A 15,492-nucleotide genomic window follows, 5' to 3' on the forward strand; every position below is an offset into this window, starting at 1 on the left:
GGAACGCTGCCCACCAGCCTTGAACGGCGGGGTGATCGCCGGCTGCTTTGGCAATCGCGCCTTGCAGGAAGCCGCCTGCTTCGAAACCGCCCGTCAATTTACCCCAACCTGCCGTCATCCATTCATACCCGATGTAGACCCGGATGAAGGTCAGTAACCACATTGCCACTTTGTTTGTTCTCAGCCAGTTGTTAAACATATAAACCACTCCTTAAATGAGTTTTAATTTTTTTGGATTAACATGTTACTTTGTTTCTGATGTCAATGATGTGTGTTCATGTTGCCTTGGGAAGTGATCACCTTCTCTATGTCTTTATTATAAGTGAAAATATTCACAATACATGTGATAAATATCACAAAGTTGTGAACATTTCAAAATGAACTCTATTTTAGGGATTCTGTACACTGTGGTAAGGCATCTTGAACGCGTAGATCGTTGTTCAGGCAAGGCTCCCCGTACGCAAGGTGCGTGATTCGGGAAGGGTGCTGCCTGCACGCACGACATATGGTCCGGAGCATACCTGGAGGGCTCTTCGATTGACAAACAGCCGCCTGCTGCTGGATTCATAAAGCGCTGCCAACTCAACGGCGTCAAGGGGAACCATGATCCGAATGTATCCCTTCTTAATACAGACAAAGCACGGATTTTGTGATTAAATGTAAATTAAAGTTGAAACGTCGGTTGGAAATTACGGGTAAACGGTCTGGAAATTTAGGGTAATAAGTAATGGGAGCGTTCATAGGGGGAAACAATATGTTTAGCAAAGGGTCTTTGTCATTCCAAAAAATCGCGTGGAGGACAAGCTTGTTGTCCATGGCGGCAGTATTGCTGCTGTCTGGATGCAGCGGCGGTAAACAGCAGGCGGAGCCAACGCCGGCACCCGTGGTGGAGGCTCCGGTCGAGCAGCCAGTCGAAGTGCCCCAGGAGGAAACCTCTTCTCCATATAAGGCACCTCTGACGGGATTGCCGTTAGAAGCGTCACTGACGCAGCGTCCGCTGGCCGTTATGATCAATAACGCACCGGCTGCTAGGCCGCAGTCGGGTCTCAGTCAAGCCGACATGGTGTATGAAGTGCTGGCGGAGGGAGGAATCACGCGGCTGATCGGTATCTTCCAAAGCCAGAGCGACATTGAGAAGATCGGGCCGATTCGCAGCATTCGACCGTATCTGATAAATCTTGGCGAGAGCTACGGCGGCGTTCTGGTGCATGCGGGAGGAAGTCCGGAAGCCTACAGCATCATTCAAAAGCAAGGCAAGCAGGACATGGATGAGATCGGGAATGCAGGCGCCTACTTCTGGAGGGCCAAGGACCGCAAAGCGCCGCATAATCTGTATTCCAGCGACGAGAAGCTCCGCGAAGGAGCGGCTAAGCTGAATTACGGCAACGAGGTGAAGGTTCCGCAATATACGTTCTATCCGGAAGCGATCGCTGCAAGCGCCGATGGTAAAGCGGGCACTGAACCGGTTGAGGTTGTTTCCGGGGAGGCTGCAGAGAAGGTAGAAATCAAATTTTTATTGGACAGCTATGTCGTGGATTATCAGTATGACGGTTCCTCCAATACGTACAAACGGTCGATCAACGGATCGCCGCATGTGGATCTCAACGATAACGTTCAGCTGGAGGCCGCGAATGTGATCGTGCTGGGGGCGGACCATAAGGTGCTGGATGACGTGGGCCGGCTTGCCGTGAACGTGGAAGCGGGCGGGGAAGCGATGCTGTTCCAGCGCGGGGAAGTCATCAAGGGGCAGTGGGTACGCGCTGCGGGCGATGCGATCCGTTTCGTGAAGGACGGCAAGGAAGTGCCGCTGGTTCCGGGAACGACATATTTCAACATTGTGCCCAATACGCCTTCTTTTGAAAGCCACGTAACGATCTCGAATCCTTAGAATTCGAGGCGGCGACCAAGGCCTGTCGTTTCGGGATAATTTGCACGCAGACGGAGATGTTAATAGGCAAGGGAATCAAAGGGATATCCATGCATCTTCTGTTTTGTTAGTTCCTTACATTTTTGAGTGTTACTTTTCTATACACACCCTGCCATGGATGTGATAAGATAGTCAAGGTTGTCTATCTTTTCAAGGCGTTCGCGGCAATTTATCGAAAAAAGGGGTTAAGAGTATGAAAATGAAGAAAAAGGATATATTCTTCCAAACGCTGGAGAATATGGCCGATACGGTGGTACAAGCCGCAGACTATTTTTCGCAGCACGTTTCCAATCTTGAAGATGTGCTTGAATTTGCCAACGAAATGAAGAAGTACGAGTCGCAGTGTGATACCTACACGCATACCATCATTACTGAACTCAACAAAACATTTATTACGCCAATCGAACGCGACGACATCATGGACCTGACAACCAGCATGGACGATGTAATGGACGGATTGGAAGCGACCGCATCCCGTTTCTATATGTATCAGCTGGGCAAGCCTGACGAGTACATGGTGCAGTTTGCAGAGATTCTGCGTCAATCGGCTTATGAAATTCAGAAAGCCATTCATTTGCTCTCCCAGAAAAAGCTATTGGCGATTCGCGAGTACACGATCCGCTTGAACGATCTGGAGAACCAAGGCGACGAGCTGCTTCGTATCTGTATCAAGGATCTGTTCGCCACCGTCTCTGACCCGATTCTGCTGATCAAGAAGAAAGAGATTTACGAACGTCTTGAGACGACCACGGACACCTGCGAAGACGTGGCAAATATGCTGGAATCCATCATTATGCGCAACTCGTAAGGGAGTCCTGAACAATGGATACAACGATGTTAGTATTAGTAATAGTTGTTTTTTTGGCGCTTGCATTTGACTTCATCAACGGGTTCCACGATACGGCGAATGCCATTGCAACGTCGGTATCGACCCGGGCCCTGAAGCCGCGGGTAGCCATACTGCTCGCAGCGAGCATGAACTTCGTCGGCGCGATGATGTTCACGGGCGTTGCCAAAACCATCGGCGGCAGCGTCGCGGATCCGACCAAGCTGGATAACGGGATCGAGGTTGTTATTGCAACATTGCTTGCAGCCATCATCTGGAACCTGGTTACCTGGTGGTTCGGATTGCCTTCGTCCTCTTCCCATGCCCTGATCGGGGCATTGGCCGGCGCAGTATTCGTCGGCGCGGGAAGCGACATGCTGAATTACGGCGGATTTAAGGACATCGTGCTCGCGTTGATCCTGTCGCCGATTATCGCGTTCGTGATCGGTTATCTGGTCATGCAGCTGCTCAAGGTCATTTTTGCCAAGCGCAGTCCGCATACGGTGAACAAGGGCTTCCGTACGATGCAGATCTTCACGGCAGCGCTACAATCCTTCACGCACGGTACCAACGACGCTCAGAAGGCAATGGGTATTATTACTTTTGCTCTCGTGACGTCCGGTCAATTGCAGGAGATGGAAGTACCCTTCTGGGTTAAAGTCTCTGCAGCAACAGCGATGGCGCTCGGTACGTCGGTAGGCGGCTGGAAGATCATCAAGACCATGGGTACGAAAATATTCAAAATCGAGCCGATCAACGGGTTCGCCGCGGACTTCTCGGCCGCTTCCGTTATCTTCTCGGCAACATTGCTTCACTTGCCGATCAGTACGACGCATGCCATTACGTCGGCAATTCTCGGCGTAGGCTCGGCAAAACGCTTCTCCGCCGTAAAATGGTCCTTGGCAGGACGCATCGTGGTAACCTGGTTTATTACGATTCCGATTACGGCCATACTGGCAGGAGTCATCTTTAAAATTCTTTTCTAGACATGAATCATTACACATAGAGAAACGGATAGTTGTGGGGCCAATCAGGAATCGATTGGCTTTTTTTGTTTAAAGAATCGATGGTACAGGGGAAGGGGACATCCAATCATGATACGCGTTCTGGCGATTACGCCAAGCTATGAACCGGTGACCGGGCTTACGCTGGAAGAAATCCGAATGGAGGACTATGCCTGGATCTGGGCCGATTTCAGCAATCCCACGCCGGAGGAAGCGCGGAAGCTGGAGACCTATTTTCACTTCCACCCACTGGCGGTGGAGGATTGCTTGCATATCCTGCAGCGGCCGAAGCTGGATTATTACGACAACATGCAGTTCTTTGTCCTGCATGCCCTTCAGCCGGATACGCTGCAGGCGGTCGAGGTGGATGTGTTCCTGGCCCCTTCGTTCGTGGTCTCCTTCCACCAGCAGGCGCTGCCAGAAATGGACGAGGCTTGGGAACGCGTGCTCTCGGCTGCCGGCAAGGGGCCGCTGGGCCAGGACGGCCCGAGCTTCACGGCATATACGATTATGGATAAGCTGGTGGACCAGTATTTTCCCAGCCTGTTCGCCATCGAGGACGAGCTGGCCGAGCTGGAAAGCCAAGGGGAGAAGGATTCGGTCGAGGACCTGATGAATCAGGTCTTTGCGCTGCGTTCCAGGCTGCTCCGCCTGCGGCGCACCGTGGTGCCGATGCGGGATCTGCTGTACCGGATCGTGAACTCGCAGCATATGGAGCATCACGCGCACCATGCTTATTTTTCCGACATTTATGACCATCTGCTGAAGCTGGCGGACATGATCGAGGCGGACCGCGAGATGACGGCGGATCTACGGGACAGCTACATATCGGTGAATTCGAACCGGATGAATACAATCATGAAGACGTTGACCGTCATTACGACGATTTTCATGCCGCTCACCCTGATCGCCGGGATCTATGGGATGAATTTCGAGAACATGCCGGAGCTGGGGTGGCATTACGGATACTTCTTCGTCCTCCTTCTCATGTTCGTGCTAGGCGGCGGCATGGTGTTGTGGTTTATGCGCAGAGGCTGGTTTAAATAAGAGACTCTATGGCGGTAAATACTGTTAGGCCAGCCGAAGCAGGGATTCCAGCCGGGACCATCTGCGTCGGCCGAAGTCCTGGGTCAGCGGTAACTTTGAAGAGAGATGAGCGGGGAAGGTTGTCCCATTTCACAGGGCGAATGCTAAATAGCTGTCGTTTCTTGTTCTTCCGTAAGGGGTAAAGGCTTGCTGAGGAGGGACTGCATATGAAACTCGGGCTCAAACGACAACCCAAGAAGCGTTCATCGCGTCAACCAGACGAGCCTTTGCGTTCCCGGCTGCTGCGCCGGATGCTTCGCTTGGCTAGGAAACGAAAACGGAAGCTCGCCGTCACGAACCGTTACGAGGTGGGCATGGTCATCAGCGAGATCGCCACGGGTCTGCTCTTCATTGCAGGCAGCATCATGATGTTCTATCCCCAGATGAAACGAATCCCGACGGTGCTGTACCTGCTCGGCAGTATTACGATGCTGCTGCGTTCCGGTTTGCGCGGTTCCTATTGGTTCCGGTTAAAATCGCTCGAAAGCGTCGAGAATAAAGAAGCCGGCCCCGAAGGGGACTGGACTCGCTGATAAGGATATACAGGCCGTAAAAAAGATAGGGCTCCAGTCTGGGGTACAGACTGGAGCCTGCGTGATGTATGAGGGCTCCGTGCATCCCGCCATGGTCGGCCCTAACGTATCTCATGGACCATCCTGACAGATCTGATCTCATTCGCTGATCAGAGCCTGCAGTGTTTGATTAGAATTGCACGGCATATAAAGTGTCGTGGGTCACCGATTACATAGGTTAACGGCGCCGTCTTTTGCCGGAAGACGATTTGCGCGAGCCGGAGCGTCGTCTGCTTCCCGAGGACCGCCGTCTTCTCGGTCTGTATTCGTAGCCGTCTTCATTCTGATCCGTATAGGTAGTCGAAGACGATCCGCTACCCTTCTTCTTAAGTGCGCCTGCCAGTACGGAGAACATAGGCGCAAGCTGCTGGAAGCCCTGCATGACCTTTTGTACCTTGCCGATGTTGTTGACGATGCCGTCGATGCCGCCCATCCGGTCGATGAGACCCTTGATGTCGCTCATATTGTTGACCCCGAGCCCGCCGAGGAGCTTGCTTAATCCACCGCCGCTGCCGCCTCCTCCGCCGAGGAGACCTGCCAGCCCGCCGCCGCCGGAATTCGTGGAGGGAGCGAGAGCCGAGGCCGAAGCCTCCAAATCCGTTACGCCGTCGGTATATGGATATAACGCCGTTTCACCGACTTCCGGATAATCGCCGTATGGCGTGATGCCAGGGTACGGTGTTGGATCCTGGGGCAGTGATTCATATGAATTGAGGGATCGATGGTTATTCGTGGGTCGGCGATGATAATAGTGAGAATGACGCGTCATGATATCACTTTCCTTTTTGAGTTAAGATACTATACTGTATGATACGGGCGGGCGATGGGTTTAGGCGGATGTCCCGATTTTCGGGATAGGAGCGGAATCGGGCGATGGCCCAGGAAGATTTTGGCGCGCCTCTTTCGGACGTGAATGAGAGCGTTCATGCGGGATGAGTCCCCCTAGGGGGTGGTCGTCCTGTAGTGCGTGAAATCGTTAATGCTTGAAAATACTATATCCGCTCGGGTACAATGGGAGTGCGAGTGTTATACACACAGTAACAATAGGGGATGATCATCCAGTGCAATTAAAGAAGCTAAATGATAAGAGCATCGATCAATTATTCGAAGCGATATTAACCCTGGACAGCGTGGAGGAATGTTATGTATTCTTCGACGATCTCTGTACCGTGAACGAAATCCAATCCTTGTCGCAGCGGCTGGAAGTGGCGCGCATGCTGGGCAAGGGATGCACATACAACCAGATTGAAGCAGAAACGGGAGCCAGCACGGCCACGATCTCGCGCGTGAAGCGCTGCCTGAACTACGGCAATGACGGTTACAAAATGACGCTGGAGCGTCTGGGACGTTAATTCATGACGAAGCCGGGTGTGCTGGTCATCAGTCATGGCTCACGTGAACGGAAATGGGTGTCGCTTGTGGACGAGGCTGTCCACGAACTGGCATCCCGCATGGATATACCGGTCGTATCTTCGTACCTGGAATTGGTAGAGGGCCGTCTGATTCAGGACGGCATCACGGCCTTGGAAGACCAGGGTGTCACCGACATTGTGGTCATTCCTCTATTTGTCTCGTCCGGCAGCACACATGTCGACGAAATAGCTTATGCTATAGGAGCGAAGGCCGTTCCGGACATGGAGACGGACCTGGCGCCGTTTCGGGTTCGGTCCCGGGTTCATTTCGGTACGCCGATGGACGACGATCCCGAGATTGCGGCCATGGTATGGGATAAGGTGAAAGAGCTGTCCGCGAACCCGGCGAAGGAGGTCATTCTCCTCGTCGGACACGGCAGCAGGCATGATCTGTTTCGCAGCCGCTGGGAAAAGGGTATTAACTCTTTGGCACAGCGAGTTAGCGAGGTAAGCGGAACCGGCGCGGATTATGCCTTACTCAGTCCCGGCGATGTGCGGGACAAGGTGACAGCATGGATGGAGCGCGGCTGCGATGTGATCGTAGCTCCGCTTTTTTTGAGTGAGGGGTATTTTACGGAGAAGGTAATACCCGATCGGCTTCAGGGGCTGGAATGCCGGTATTCCGGCAGAACCTTGCTTCCGCATCCGCTGCTGCCGCAGTGGATGGAGTCGCAGGCCAAACGTCTTCTTCAATCCTTGAAATCATAAGTAGGTGGCGTATCGTTAATGAGAAATGCAAGGTTAATCTATAACCCAACCTCCGGCCGGGAGGAAATGAAGCGTCGGCTTGCTGATATATTGCACCGTCTGGACAGTGCTGGCATCGAAACCTCCTGTCATGCAACGACCGGAGAGGGGGATGCGACTCGCGAAGCGGCGGATGCCGTCGAGCGCGGGTACGATCTTGTGATCGCGGCCGGCGGAGACGGCACGCTCAATGAGGTCATCAACGGGATGGCCGGCAGGGATAACCTCCCGCCGCTGGGCATATTCCCGCTGGGGACCACGAACGATTTTGCGCGGGCGCTCGGCATCTCGAAGAACTGGGAGGAGTATTGCGATCTGGTGATTCGGGGCGAGACGCGTCCGATTGACGTGGGCAAAGCGAATGATCGCTACTTCATCAATATCGCAGGTGGCGGTACGCTGACCGAGCTCACCTACGAGGTGCCTAGCAAGCTGAAGACGATGATCGGGCAGCTGGCGTATTATTTGAAGGGGATCGAGAAAATGGTCAGCCTCACACCGCAGGAGCTCATCATCAACGCTAGCGGTCATCCGGCGATCCATGACGAATTCATGGTCTTCCTCATTGCGAACAGCAACTCGGTTGGCGGCTTCGACAAAATCGCGCCGGGCGCGAGCATCGACGACGGCTTGTTCGACGTCATTGCGCTTCGCAAGTGCAATCTGGCGGAGTTCGTGCGCGTGGCTACGCTAGCCCTGCGCGGCGAGCATATCAACGACAAGCGAGTCGTGCATTTCCGCACCGACTATATGGAGGTCGTCTCTCCGGGACCGGTTCAGCTGAACCTGGACGGCGAGTTCGGCGGCGTCCTGCCGGGCACGTTCCGTGTCCTGCCGCAGCATTTGCGGATTTTTGGCTGAGAATGGTGGCTGGTAGAGAGGTGGAAGGCATGGGGCGCGCGTAAGCCGTGATGGTTGCTGCCGAGGGCTCAGCGGGGACTGACCGCATTAGCGATGGATAGGCGATTGGGGCGATGGGCCATGGAACGAGATGGAACAGGCCGAGGATCGCCGCTTAGGCTCCAGGCTCTTGTAAGTAAATGATTGGATTTGCAGGCTAAATGGATTGAATAACATACGAGGCTCCCGTATAATGATGGACGTGAGCTTGTGCGCTAAGCTCCCTTGGGGGAGCTTTTTGTTGTTTAAGCGAATGAAGGTTAACGGAAGATCATCCGCTATGATTATGGATGAGACACCGATTGGGAATATAGAGTGGTAAGGGACAAGTTGAACGGAAAGAAGTGAACAGCACATCATGAAGAAGAACCGCAAAGGAAGCGACACGCGCCGCAGCGGCAAGCCGGCGGCATCGGCGGCCCTCATAGACCTGCCGGTGGCCAAGAACGACGAGGTCGTGATCGATATTATAGGAATGAACCATGACGGGGAAGGGGTCGGTCGTGCGGACGGCTACACCCTGTTCGTTCAGGGCGCGCTGCCGGGCGAGAAGGCCCGGGTGAAGGTGCTCAAGACCAAGAAACAGTATGGCTACGCCAAGCTGCTGGAGCTGGTCGAGCAGAGCCCGAACCGCATCGCGGCCCCATGCCCGATATACGACCAATGCGGCGGCTGCCAGCTGCAGCATATGAGCTATGCCGGTCAGCTGGAGTGGAAGCGCCAGCTGGTGGTGGACAACCTGGAGCGGATCGGGAAGCTGCGAGTGGTTCGAGAGGCGGCAGGTACTGGAGAGACGCGTGTGGGCGATGAGCGGAGTGGCACAGATGGTGGAGGGGACATTCAGAATTCTGAAACCAACGGGGCGAATCCTGCCGTGTCCAGCGTTGATTCAGATCAAGAGGGGATCCTCGTGCGGCCGACACTCGGTATGAGCGAGCCTTGGCGCTACCGCAACAAGTCCCAGGTGCCGATCGGCGTAACGGAAGGCGGCCTGGTCGGCGGCTTCTACGCCCGGGGCAGCCACCGGATCGTGGACATGGAGACGTGCCTCATCCAGCATGAGCAGAACGACGAGGTCGTCAGCCGCGTCAAAGCCATCGGGCGGAAGCTAGGCATCACCGCCTACAATGAAGAGACAGGTCAGGGCTTGCTTCGCCATGTCGTGGTGAAGATCGGATTTGCTACCCGAGAGATGATGATTGTGCTCGTAACCAATGGCGAGCGGATTCCACGTGTCAACGAGTGGATCTCTGCCATCCGTGAGGAGCTCCCGGCTGTGGTGAGCATCTGCAAGAACGTGAACACACGCAAAACGAACGTTATTTTCGGGGATGTGACCCGCGTCCTGTGGGGGCGTGAGGTCATTCATGACTATATCGGCGATGTGAAGTTCGCGATTTCCGCGCGTTCCTTCTATCAGGTGAACCCGGCTCAGACAGAAGTATTGTATGGTAAAACGGTGGAGTATGCCGGATTAACCGGGGAGGAGACCGTGATCGATGCGTATTGCGGCATCGGGACGATATCCCTGTTCTTGGCCCAACATGCCAAGAAGGTGTATGGGGTCGAAATCGTGAAGGAAGCGATCGAGGATGCGCGTGCCAATGCCGAGCTCAATGGTATGAAGCATGTGGAGTTCGAGGTTGGTGCATCAGAGGATGTGATTCCGCGCTGGAAAGAGCAGGGTATCGAGGCGGATGTGATCGTGGTTGATCCACCGCGCAAAGGTTGCGACCCTCGTTTGCTGGAGACGATTCTTGAGATGAAGCCGGAGCGCGTGGTGTACGTGAGTTGTAATCCGTCCACGCTGGCAAGGGATTTGCGGGTGTTGGAGGATGGCGGGTATCGGACGGTGGAGGTTACACCGGTGGATATGTTCCCGCATACGGTGCATGTGGAGAGTTGCGCACTGTTAGTGCGTCAGGTGTAGAACGCAATTAAAGTCATCTCAAAGCCTATAAAGTCGTGTTAAAGCCTAAAGTTGTGTTACAAGCCGGGCGAAATTCAGGTATCCACTCCTGTTTTTCCTCGGTTTTTTTATTGAATCAGGGAGGAGCTTCAACTCGTCAAATCCCTTTGTTTTCTCACGCATTTTCTCGAAATTTTTTTACTTATTTACTCGACCCCCTTCCCCCCCTCTTTTTTCATAGTCTTTCTTCTGTTTAGCACGACATTAATTGCGATTTGGGTCCCGATTTTCACATACTCCTACATTAAAAAATGTGGAATTAATTTAAAAAATGTAAATAAAGTAAGATAATAGTACAGCAAAAACTTGTAGCATGTCTCATGGGAGCGCTAAAGATAAATAAAGAAACAAGGAGGTTTGAAAATGACTAATAAAAGGTTTCCTTTTAAGCGCTTATCACTTTTGGTAGTTTTAGCAGTATTTCTATCCACATTTTGCGTAGCCTTACCGTCAGTGAGCGCAGCCGCTAGAGGAGCATGGGCTCCAAATACCGCATATGCAGTAAATGACACAGTAACCTATAGTGGAAGCACTTATACCTGTCTTCAGGCACATACTTCTCAAGTAGGTTGGGAACCGTCCAATGTTCCTGCTTTATGGCAGAAAGGCGGTAGCGGCGGAACTACACCACCAACCACACCACCGACAACGAACGGAGTAACATTCTATGCAGATATAAACTATGGAGGAAAAGCAGTGACACTCGGGATAGGCAATTATACACTGTCTCAGTTGAACGCAAACGGAATTCCGAATGACTGGATGTCGTCTCTTAAGGTTCCAAGCGGTTGGACGGTTGAAGTATATGAGAATGATAATTTTGGAGGAACCAAGTGGACCTTTACTTCAGATTCTTCCTGGGTTGGCAGCACGATCAATGATAAAATGTCATCGGTCAAGATTTATACGGGTTCACCACCTCCTACAGTAACTAAGCCTGCCGAGGTTCCAAGCCATATATGGACATATGTTATGAATGCGGACAATGCCTATGGGAAAGGCGGAGATTTTGCTTTATTGCTAAGTGCCGTTATCAAAAAGGAAAGCAGCTTTGGAGCAGGTTTACCGGGTAGTCCATCGGCCGGCGACGGTTTAATGCAGGTAGAACCAAACACACGCAATGCGTATTTATCTCAATTCAGCTCAAAATTTGGCCGTGCGTATAATCATAGCAGTGAACAAGATCAGGTATATCTGGGCGCGTTGATTTTAAATGAGAAGATTACGAAGTTTGGAAATATCTACAACGGATTATTGCACTACAACGGTGGAGATAACTGGTATCCGGGAGCTACGGATTCTTATGGCCGTCCGATTCTGGCAGATCAATATGCAGATGCAGTTTACGCTACTTACAAGGGCTATGGTGGTAAGAATTAAGGTGTTACATCGATAGGTAAATTGAAAAATAGCGAGACGTGAAAGGATTTGCTTGTCGAGTGGAAGCGGCTTATTTAATTTGAAAGGGCATGAGTTACCAAGCAGATCATTGCTTGCATAACCCATGCCCTTTTTTATTTATCAGGTTTTTTTCGAAGAAAGATCGAGGAAAGATCGAGGGAAAACCTTCTATCAATAGTAAGTATTCGTCCCATGTGGAGTGCCTAATATTAAAGGTTCGCAAAGGAATAGATGAGATGCGACAGGTAGTATTCTTTTGTCAAAACTGAGCCCATTTAGTGCCGGATCATCACATGAATCCATGAATCAAGAGAACGCCCCTTCAACTTCAGGGGCGTTCTCTTTTTTATAATGTAGATACTTTTCAAAAAAACGATTTTCTGAACTTGATATGTCGGTCGCCGTAAGAATTATACAAGAGCAACCACAATGTATATCAAAAAGATTCATCCCTTATATGTTTTTTATATTTTTAATATAGATAGCCACATGCTAACATATACAAATGCAGATTGAGGGGGGACTGTTATTCAGTTTCTGTTTCATGGTTTTTATTCATTCGATATAGGTGGTCCTAAATGTTAAAGAAGTCAGCGTTTCCATTACTACTGCTCAACATGTTTCTCGCTAATCTAAGTATGGGCCTAGTCATACCGATCATACCGGAACTTCTTGAGCAGTTTAGAGCAAACGGACAGGCGGCGGGCTATTTGGTCTCCTGTTTCGGCTTGACCCAATTTCTGTTCTCACCCCTTGCAGGTAATTTGTCAGATCGATATGGCCGTAAACCCATGATTATCATAGGTTTGATCTTGTTCGCCATCTCCAACTTGCTCGCAGCGTTCGCGGGCGATCTAACTTTATTATTCGTTTCGCGATTGATTGGCGGAATAGGCTCAGCCGCCTTAATCCCGTCCATCATTGCTTATATTGCGGACATTACAGCAGATGAGCAGCGCAGCAAGGCCATGTCATGGTTGGGTGCGTCGATGACATCCGGGTTTATTATTGGTCCGGGTGTCGGCGGATTGCTTGCGGAATGGGGCATTAAGATGCCCTTTTATGTGTCCGCATGCGTAGGGCTGCTGGCCATGGTTTGCAGTCTATGGGGATTGCCTGAATCGCTGTCGGCGGACCTTCGCCGGATGCGTCGCCAAGTGAAGGAGAAGAGGGAAAATGTATTCCGGCAAATCGTGCTTTCGGTTCGATCTCGGTATTTTGTCCTGTTGCTCATTGTGTTCGCCATGACCTTCGGTTTAACGCATTTTGAAGCGATTTTCCCGCTTTTTGTCGTACAAGTCTACGGATTCACGACACGTCAGATCGCTATGTTGCTTACCGTATGTTCACTCATCGGTACGTTGAACCAACTGTTGTTCACCGACCGGATCACACAACGATTCGGAGAAAAACGAATCATCGTTGCCATGCTATTGTTATCGGCAGTATCGCTTGTATTCCTATTATTCTCAGGCCATTTCTACTATGTCATGGTAGTCACGATGTTGTTTTTTACGTTCAATAATATATTGCGTCCCACGATCAATACGCTGCTGTCCAGAGTGGCCGGGGATGAACAGGGGTTTGTTGCAGGGATGAATAACGCTTATACGAGTCTCGGTACGATATTTGGACCGATGCTGGCAGGTATTTTGTTTGAAGTCCACTTTAACTTGCCCTATCTGTTTGGCGGATTCGTACTGCTAGTGAGCAGCATTTTCACGGGAAGTCGATTGAGAAATATACGATCTGTTCAACGCGGCTGATGTGTACTCATCCTCCACAATTACTGAATCTAAGAAAAAAGAATGCCCCGGTGGGGCATTCTTTTTTTAGGCGCCAAGGAACATGTTCATGTCATCTTCCACATTGGTAATCCCGCCGATCCCGAAGTTTTCCACGAGGACTTTGGCAACGTTAGGCGACAGGAATGCAGGGAGCGTAGGGCCCAGATGAATATTTTTAACGCCAAGATATAGCAGGGCAAGCAGCACGATCACCGCTTTTTGCTCATACCAGGCAATGTTGTAGGAAATCGGCAAATCATTAATATCCTCAAGGCCGAATACTTCCTTCAGCTTCAATGCAATGACGACGAGGGAGTAAGAATCATTGCATTGACCAGCGTCCAGGACCCGCGGAATACCGCCGATATCCCCTAGATCCAGTTTATTGTATTTGTATTTGGCACAGCCTGCCGTTAGAATGACCGTGTCTTTTGGAAGTTCAGCCGCAAAATCGGTGTAATAGCTGCGGGATTTCATCCGTCCATCGCAGCCGGCCATGACGAAGAAGCGGCGGATCGCCCCGGTTTTCACGGCATCGACGACTTGATCGGCCACGTTCATCACAGCGGCATGGGCGAAGCCGCCGATGATCTCACCCGTTTCAAGCTCCGTTGGAGCCGGGCATCCTTTCGCTTGCTCGATTAGTAGGGAGAAGTCTTTGGGAGCACCGTCTGTTCCTTCTGGAATATGGCGGACACCCGGAAACCCCGTGTTGCCTGTTGTATAGATACGGTCCTTATAACTGTCTTTCGGCGGAACGATACAGTTGGTTGTCATTAATATCGGTCCGTTAAAGGCTGCGAATTCGCTATTCTGCTTCCACCAGGCATTCCCGTAATTGCCTACAAAATGCTCATATTTCTTGAATGCCGGATAATAGTGGGCAGGCAGCATTTCACTGTGCGTGTACACGTCCACGCCGGTTCCTTCCGTCTGCTTCAGCAGCTCCTCCAAATCCTTCAGATCATGGCCGCTGATGAGAATGCCGGGCCGGTTGCTTACCCCGATATTGACCTTCGTAATTTCCGGATTTCCGTACACCGAGGTGTTCGCTTCATCCAGCATCGCCATGGCGTTTACGCCGTATTTACCGGTTTCCATCGTCAAAGCGACCAGATCCTGCACTTCAAGGCTGTCGTCAAGCGTGGCGGCAAGCGCACGGCGCATAAAACGGTTTAATTCGTGATCATCCTTCTCCAGATGAAGCGCGTGGTACGTATAAGCAGCCATCCCCTTCAAGCCGTAAGTAATCAATTCGCGCAGCGAGCGGATGTCTTCATTGCGGGTCGAGAGGACACCCACCGTACGTGCTTTTTCATCAAAAGCAGCTTCGTTATCCGCTTGCCAGACGGCAGCATCAGGGAGATTGGCGGTTCCTTCCGGATATTGTTCGTTATAATAGGTGCGCACCTCGCCGCGGAGCTCGATCGCTTCCCGGATTCTTCCCACAAAAACCTCGCGGTCAAAGTTGGCGTTCGTAATCGTGGCAAACAAGGAGTCCATCATAAACAGCGATACGCGCTGTTCAAGCACTTCCGGCAGGCGGAGATCCAGACTGAGAAAAGAGATGCCTTTCAGCAGATAAATCAGCAAATCCTGCAGGTTTGCCACATCATGCGGTTTGCCGCATACGCCGACGATGGTGCAGCCTGTTCCTTTGGATGCTTCCTGACATTGAAAGCAGAACATGGACGGCTGATGCTGTAAGGTCTCTTGGGCGTTGTTATTCATTATTTCTCCTCCAATTTCGTGATTATTTGTCGTAAGGTCAGTATAAGATTGCCTCGCAATTGGACTGTTGAAGACAGTATACTTCGCTCCCACAACCGACATAGTGATTGGAATCACAATTTTTTAAGTA

At 51.4% G+C, this 15,492-nt stretch carries 14 protein-coding genes and 1 pseudogene; 11 read left to right on the forward strand and 4 right to left on the reverse strand.

Features of this window, described 5'->3' with window-relative positions:
- Both RB298_RS03905 and RB298_RS03910 read right to left on the reverse strand, forming a co-directional pair.
- A pseudogene (locus tag RB298_RS03905) lies at positions 1-199 on the reverse strand (Crp/Fnr family transcriptional regulator); the annotation flags it as partial.
- 241 nt (positions 200-440) lie between these two features.
- Positions 441-605 (reverse strand): hypothetical protein, encoded by a 165-nt coding sequence (locus RB298_RS03910; protein WP_213580284.1) that lies wholly within the window; start codon positions 603-605, stop codon positions 441-443.
- Positions 606-754: 149 nt separating this feature from the next.
- Between RB298_RS03910 and RB298_RS03915 the strand changes: the two genes are divergently transcribed.
- The 5 genes from RB298_RS03915 to RB298_RS03935 all read left to right on the forward strand — a co-directional run bounded on the left by RB298_RS03915 (position 755) and on the right by RB298_RS03935 (position 5,376).
- Positions 755-1,888, forward strand: a complete 1,134-nt coding sequence (locus tag RB298_RS03915) for a DUF3048 domain-containing protein (RefSeq protein WP_486045863.1) — start codon at positions 755-757, stop codon at positions 1,886-1,888.
- Between the two features lie 232 nt (positions 1,889-2,120).
- Positions 2,121-2,735, forward strand: coding sequence for a DUF47 domain-containing protein (locus tag RB298_RS03920; RefSeq protein ID WP_012819132.1), 615 nt, complete (start codon positions 2,121-2,123; stop codon positions 2,733-2,735).
- Between the two features lie 14 nt (positions 2,736-2,749).
- Positions 2,750-3,739, forward strand: a complete 990-nt coding sequence (locus RB298_RS03925) for an inorganic phosphate transporter (protein WP_090912270.1) — start codon at positions 2,750-2,752, stop codon at positions 3,737-3,739.
- Between the two features lie 108 nt (positions 3,740-3,847).
- Positions 3,848-4,804: a magnesium/cobalt transporter CorA gene (gene corA / locus RB298_RS03930; RefSeq protein WP_486045866.1), complete on the forward strand. Its 957-nt coding sequence runs from the start codon at positions 3,848-3,850 to the stop codon at positions 4,802-4,804.
- A 206-nt stretch (positions 4,805-5,010) separates the two neighbouring features.
- Positions 5,011-5,376: a YrhK family protein gene (locus RB298_RS03935; protein ID WP_486045868.1), complete on the forward strand. Its 366-nt coding sequence runs from the start codon at positions 5,011-5,013 to the stop codon at positions 5,374-5,376.
- A 217-nt stretch (positions 5,377-5,593) separates the two neighbouring features.
- On the opposite strand, the gene RB298_RS03940 is transcribed toward RB298_RS03935, so the two are convergent.
- Positions 5,594-6,184, reverse strand: coding sequence for a hypothetical protein (locus RB298_RS03940; protein WP_486045870.1), 591 nt, complete (start codon positions 6,182-6,184; stop codon positions 5,594-5,596).
- A 292-nt stretch (positions 6,185-6,476) separates the two neighbouring features.
- On the opposite strand from RB298_RS03940, the gene RB298_RS03945 reads away from it, so the two are divergent.
- The 6 genes from RB298_RS03945 to RB298_RS03970 all read left to right on the forward strand — a co-directional run bounded on the left by RB298_RS03945 (position 6,477) and on the right by RB298_RS03970 (position 13,610).
- Entirely contained in the window at positions 6,477-6,767 is a 291-nt protein-coding gene (locus RB298_RS03945) for a YerC/YecD family TrpR-related protein (RefSeq protein WP_009592310.1), read from the forward strand.
- Between the two features lie 3 nt (positions 6,768-6,770).
- Positions 6,771-7,535, forward strand: coding sequence for a sirohydrochlorin chelatase (locus tag RB298_RS03950; protein ID WP_192569670.1), 765 nt, complete (start codon positions 6,771-6,773; stop codon positions 7,533-7,535).
- Positions 7,536-7,553: 18 nt separating this feature from the next.
- Positions 7,554-8,435 carry a diacylglycerol kinase gene (locus RB298_RS03955; protein ID WP_096774998.1) on the forward strand — a complete coding sequence of 294 codons (882 nt, stop codon included), beginning with the start codon at positions 7,554-7,556 and terminating at the stop codon, positions 8,433-8,435.
- Between the two features lie 397 nt (positions 8,436-8,832).
- Entirely contained in the window at positions 8,833-10,404 is a 1,572-nt protein-coding gene (rlmD, locus tag RB298_RS03960; RefSeq protein WP_486045873.1) for a 23S rRNA (uracil(1939)-C(5))-methyltransferase RlmD, read from the forward strand.
- 402 nt (positions 10,405-10,806) lie between these two features.
- The gene (locus RB298_RS03965; protein ID WP_486045875.1) at positions 10,807-11,823 is read left to right on the forward strand and encodes a carbohydrate-binding protein; all 1,017 of its coding nucleotides are present in this window, start codon (positions 10,807-10,809) and stop codon (positions 11,821-11,823) included.
- 599 nt (positions 11,824-12,422) lie between these two features.
- Positions 12,423-13,610, forward strand: a complete 1,188-nt coding sequence (locus RB298_RS03970) for an MFS transporter (protein WP_486045877.1) — start codon at positions 12,423-12,425, stop codon at positions 13,608-13,610.
- Positions 13,611-13,676: 66 nt separating this feature from the next.
- Here the strand turns inward: RB298_RS03970 and hcp are convergent, their stop codons facing one another.
- On the reverse strand, positions 13,677-15,362 hold the full coding sequence (gene hcp, locus RB298_RS03975; RefSeq protein WP_486045879.1) for a hydroxylamine reductase: 1,686 nt from the start codon (positions 15,360-15,362) through the stop codon (positions 13,677-13,679).
- Between the last annotated feature and the right edge of the window lie 130 nt (positions 15,363-15,492).

Source organism: Priestia sp. BR_2 (genome assembly GCF_041954005.1).
Lineage (GTDB): Bacteria > Bacillota > Bacilli > Paenibacillales > Paenibacillaceae > Paenibacillus_AQ > Paenibacillus_AQ lautus_A.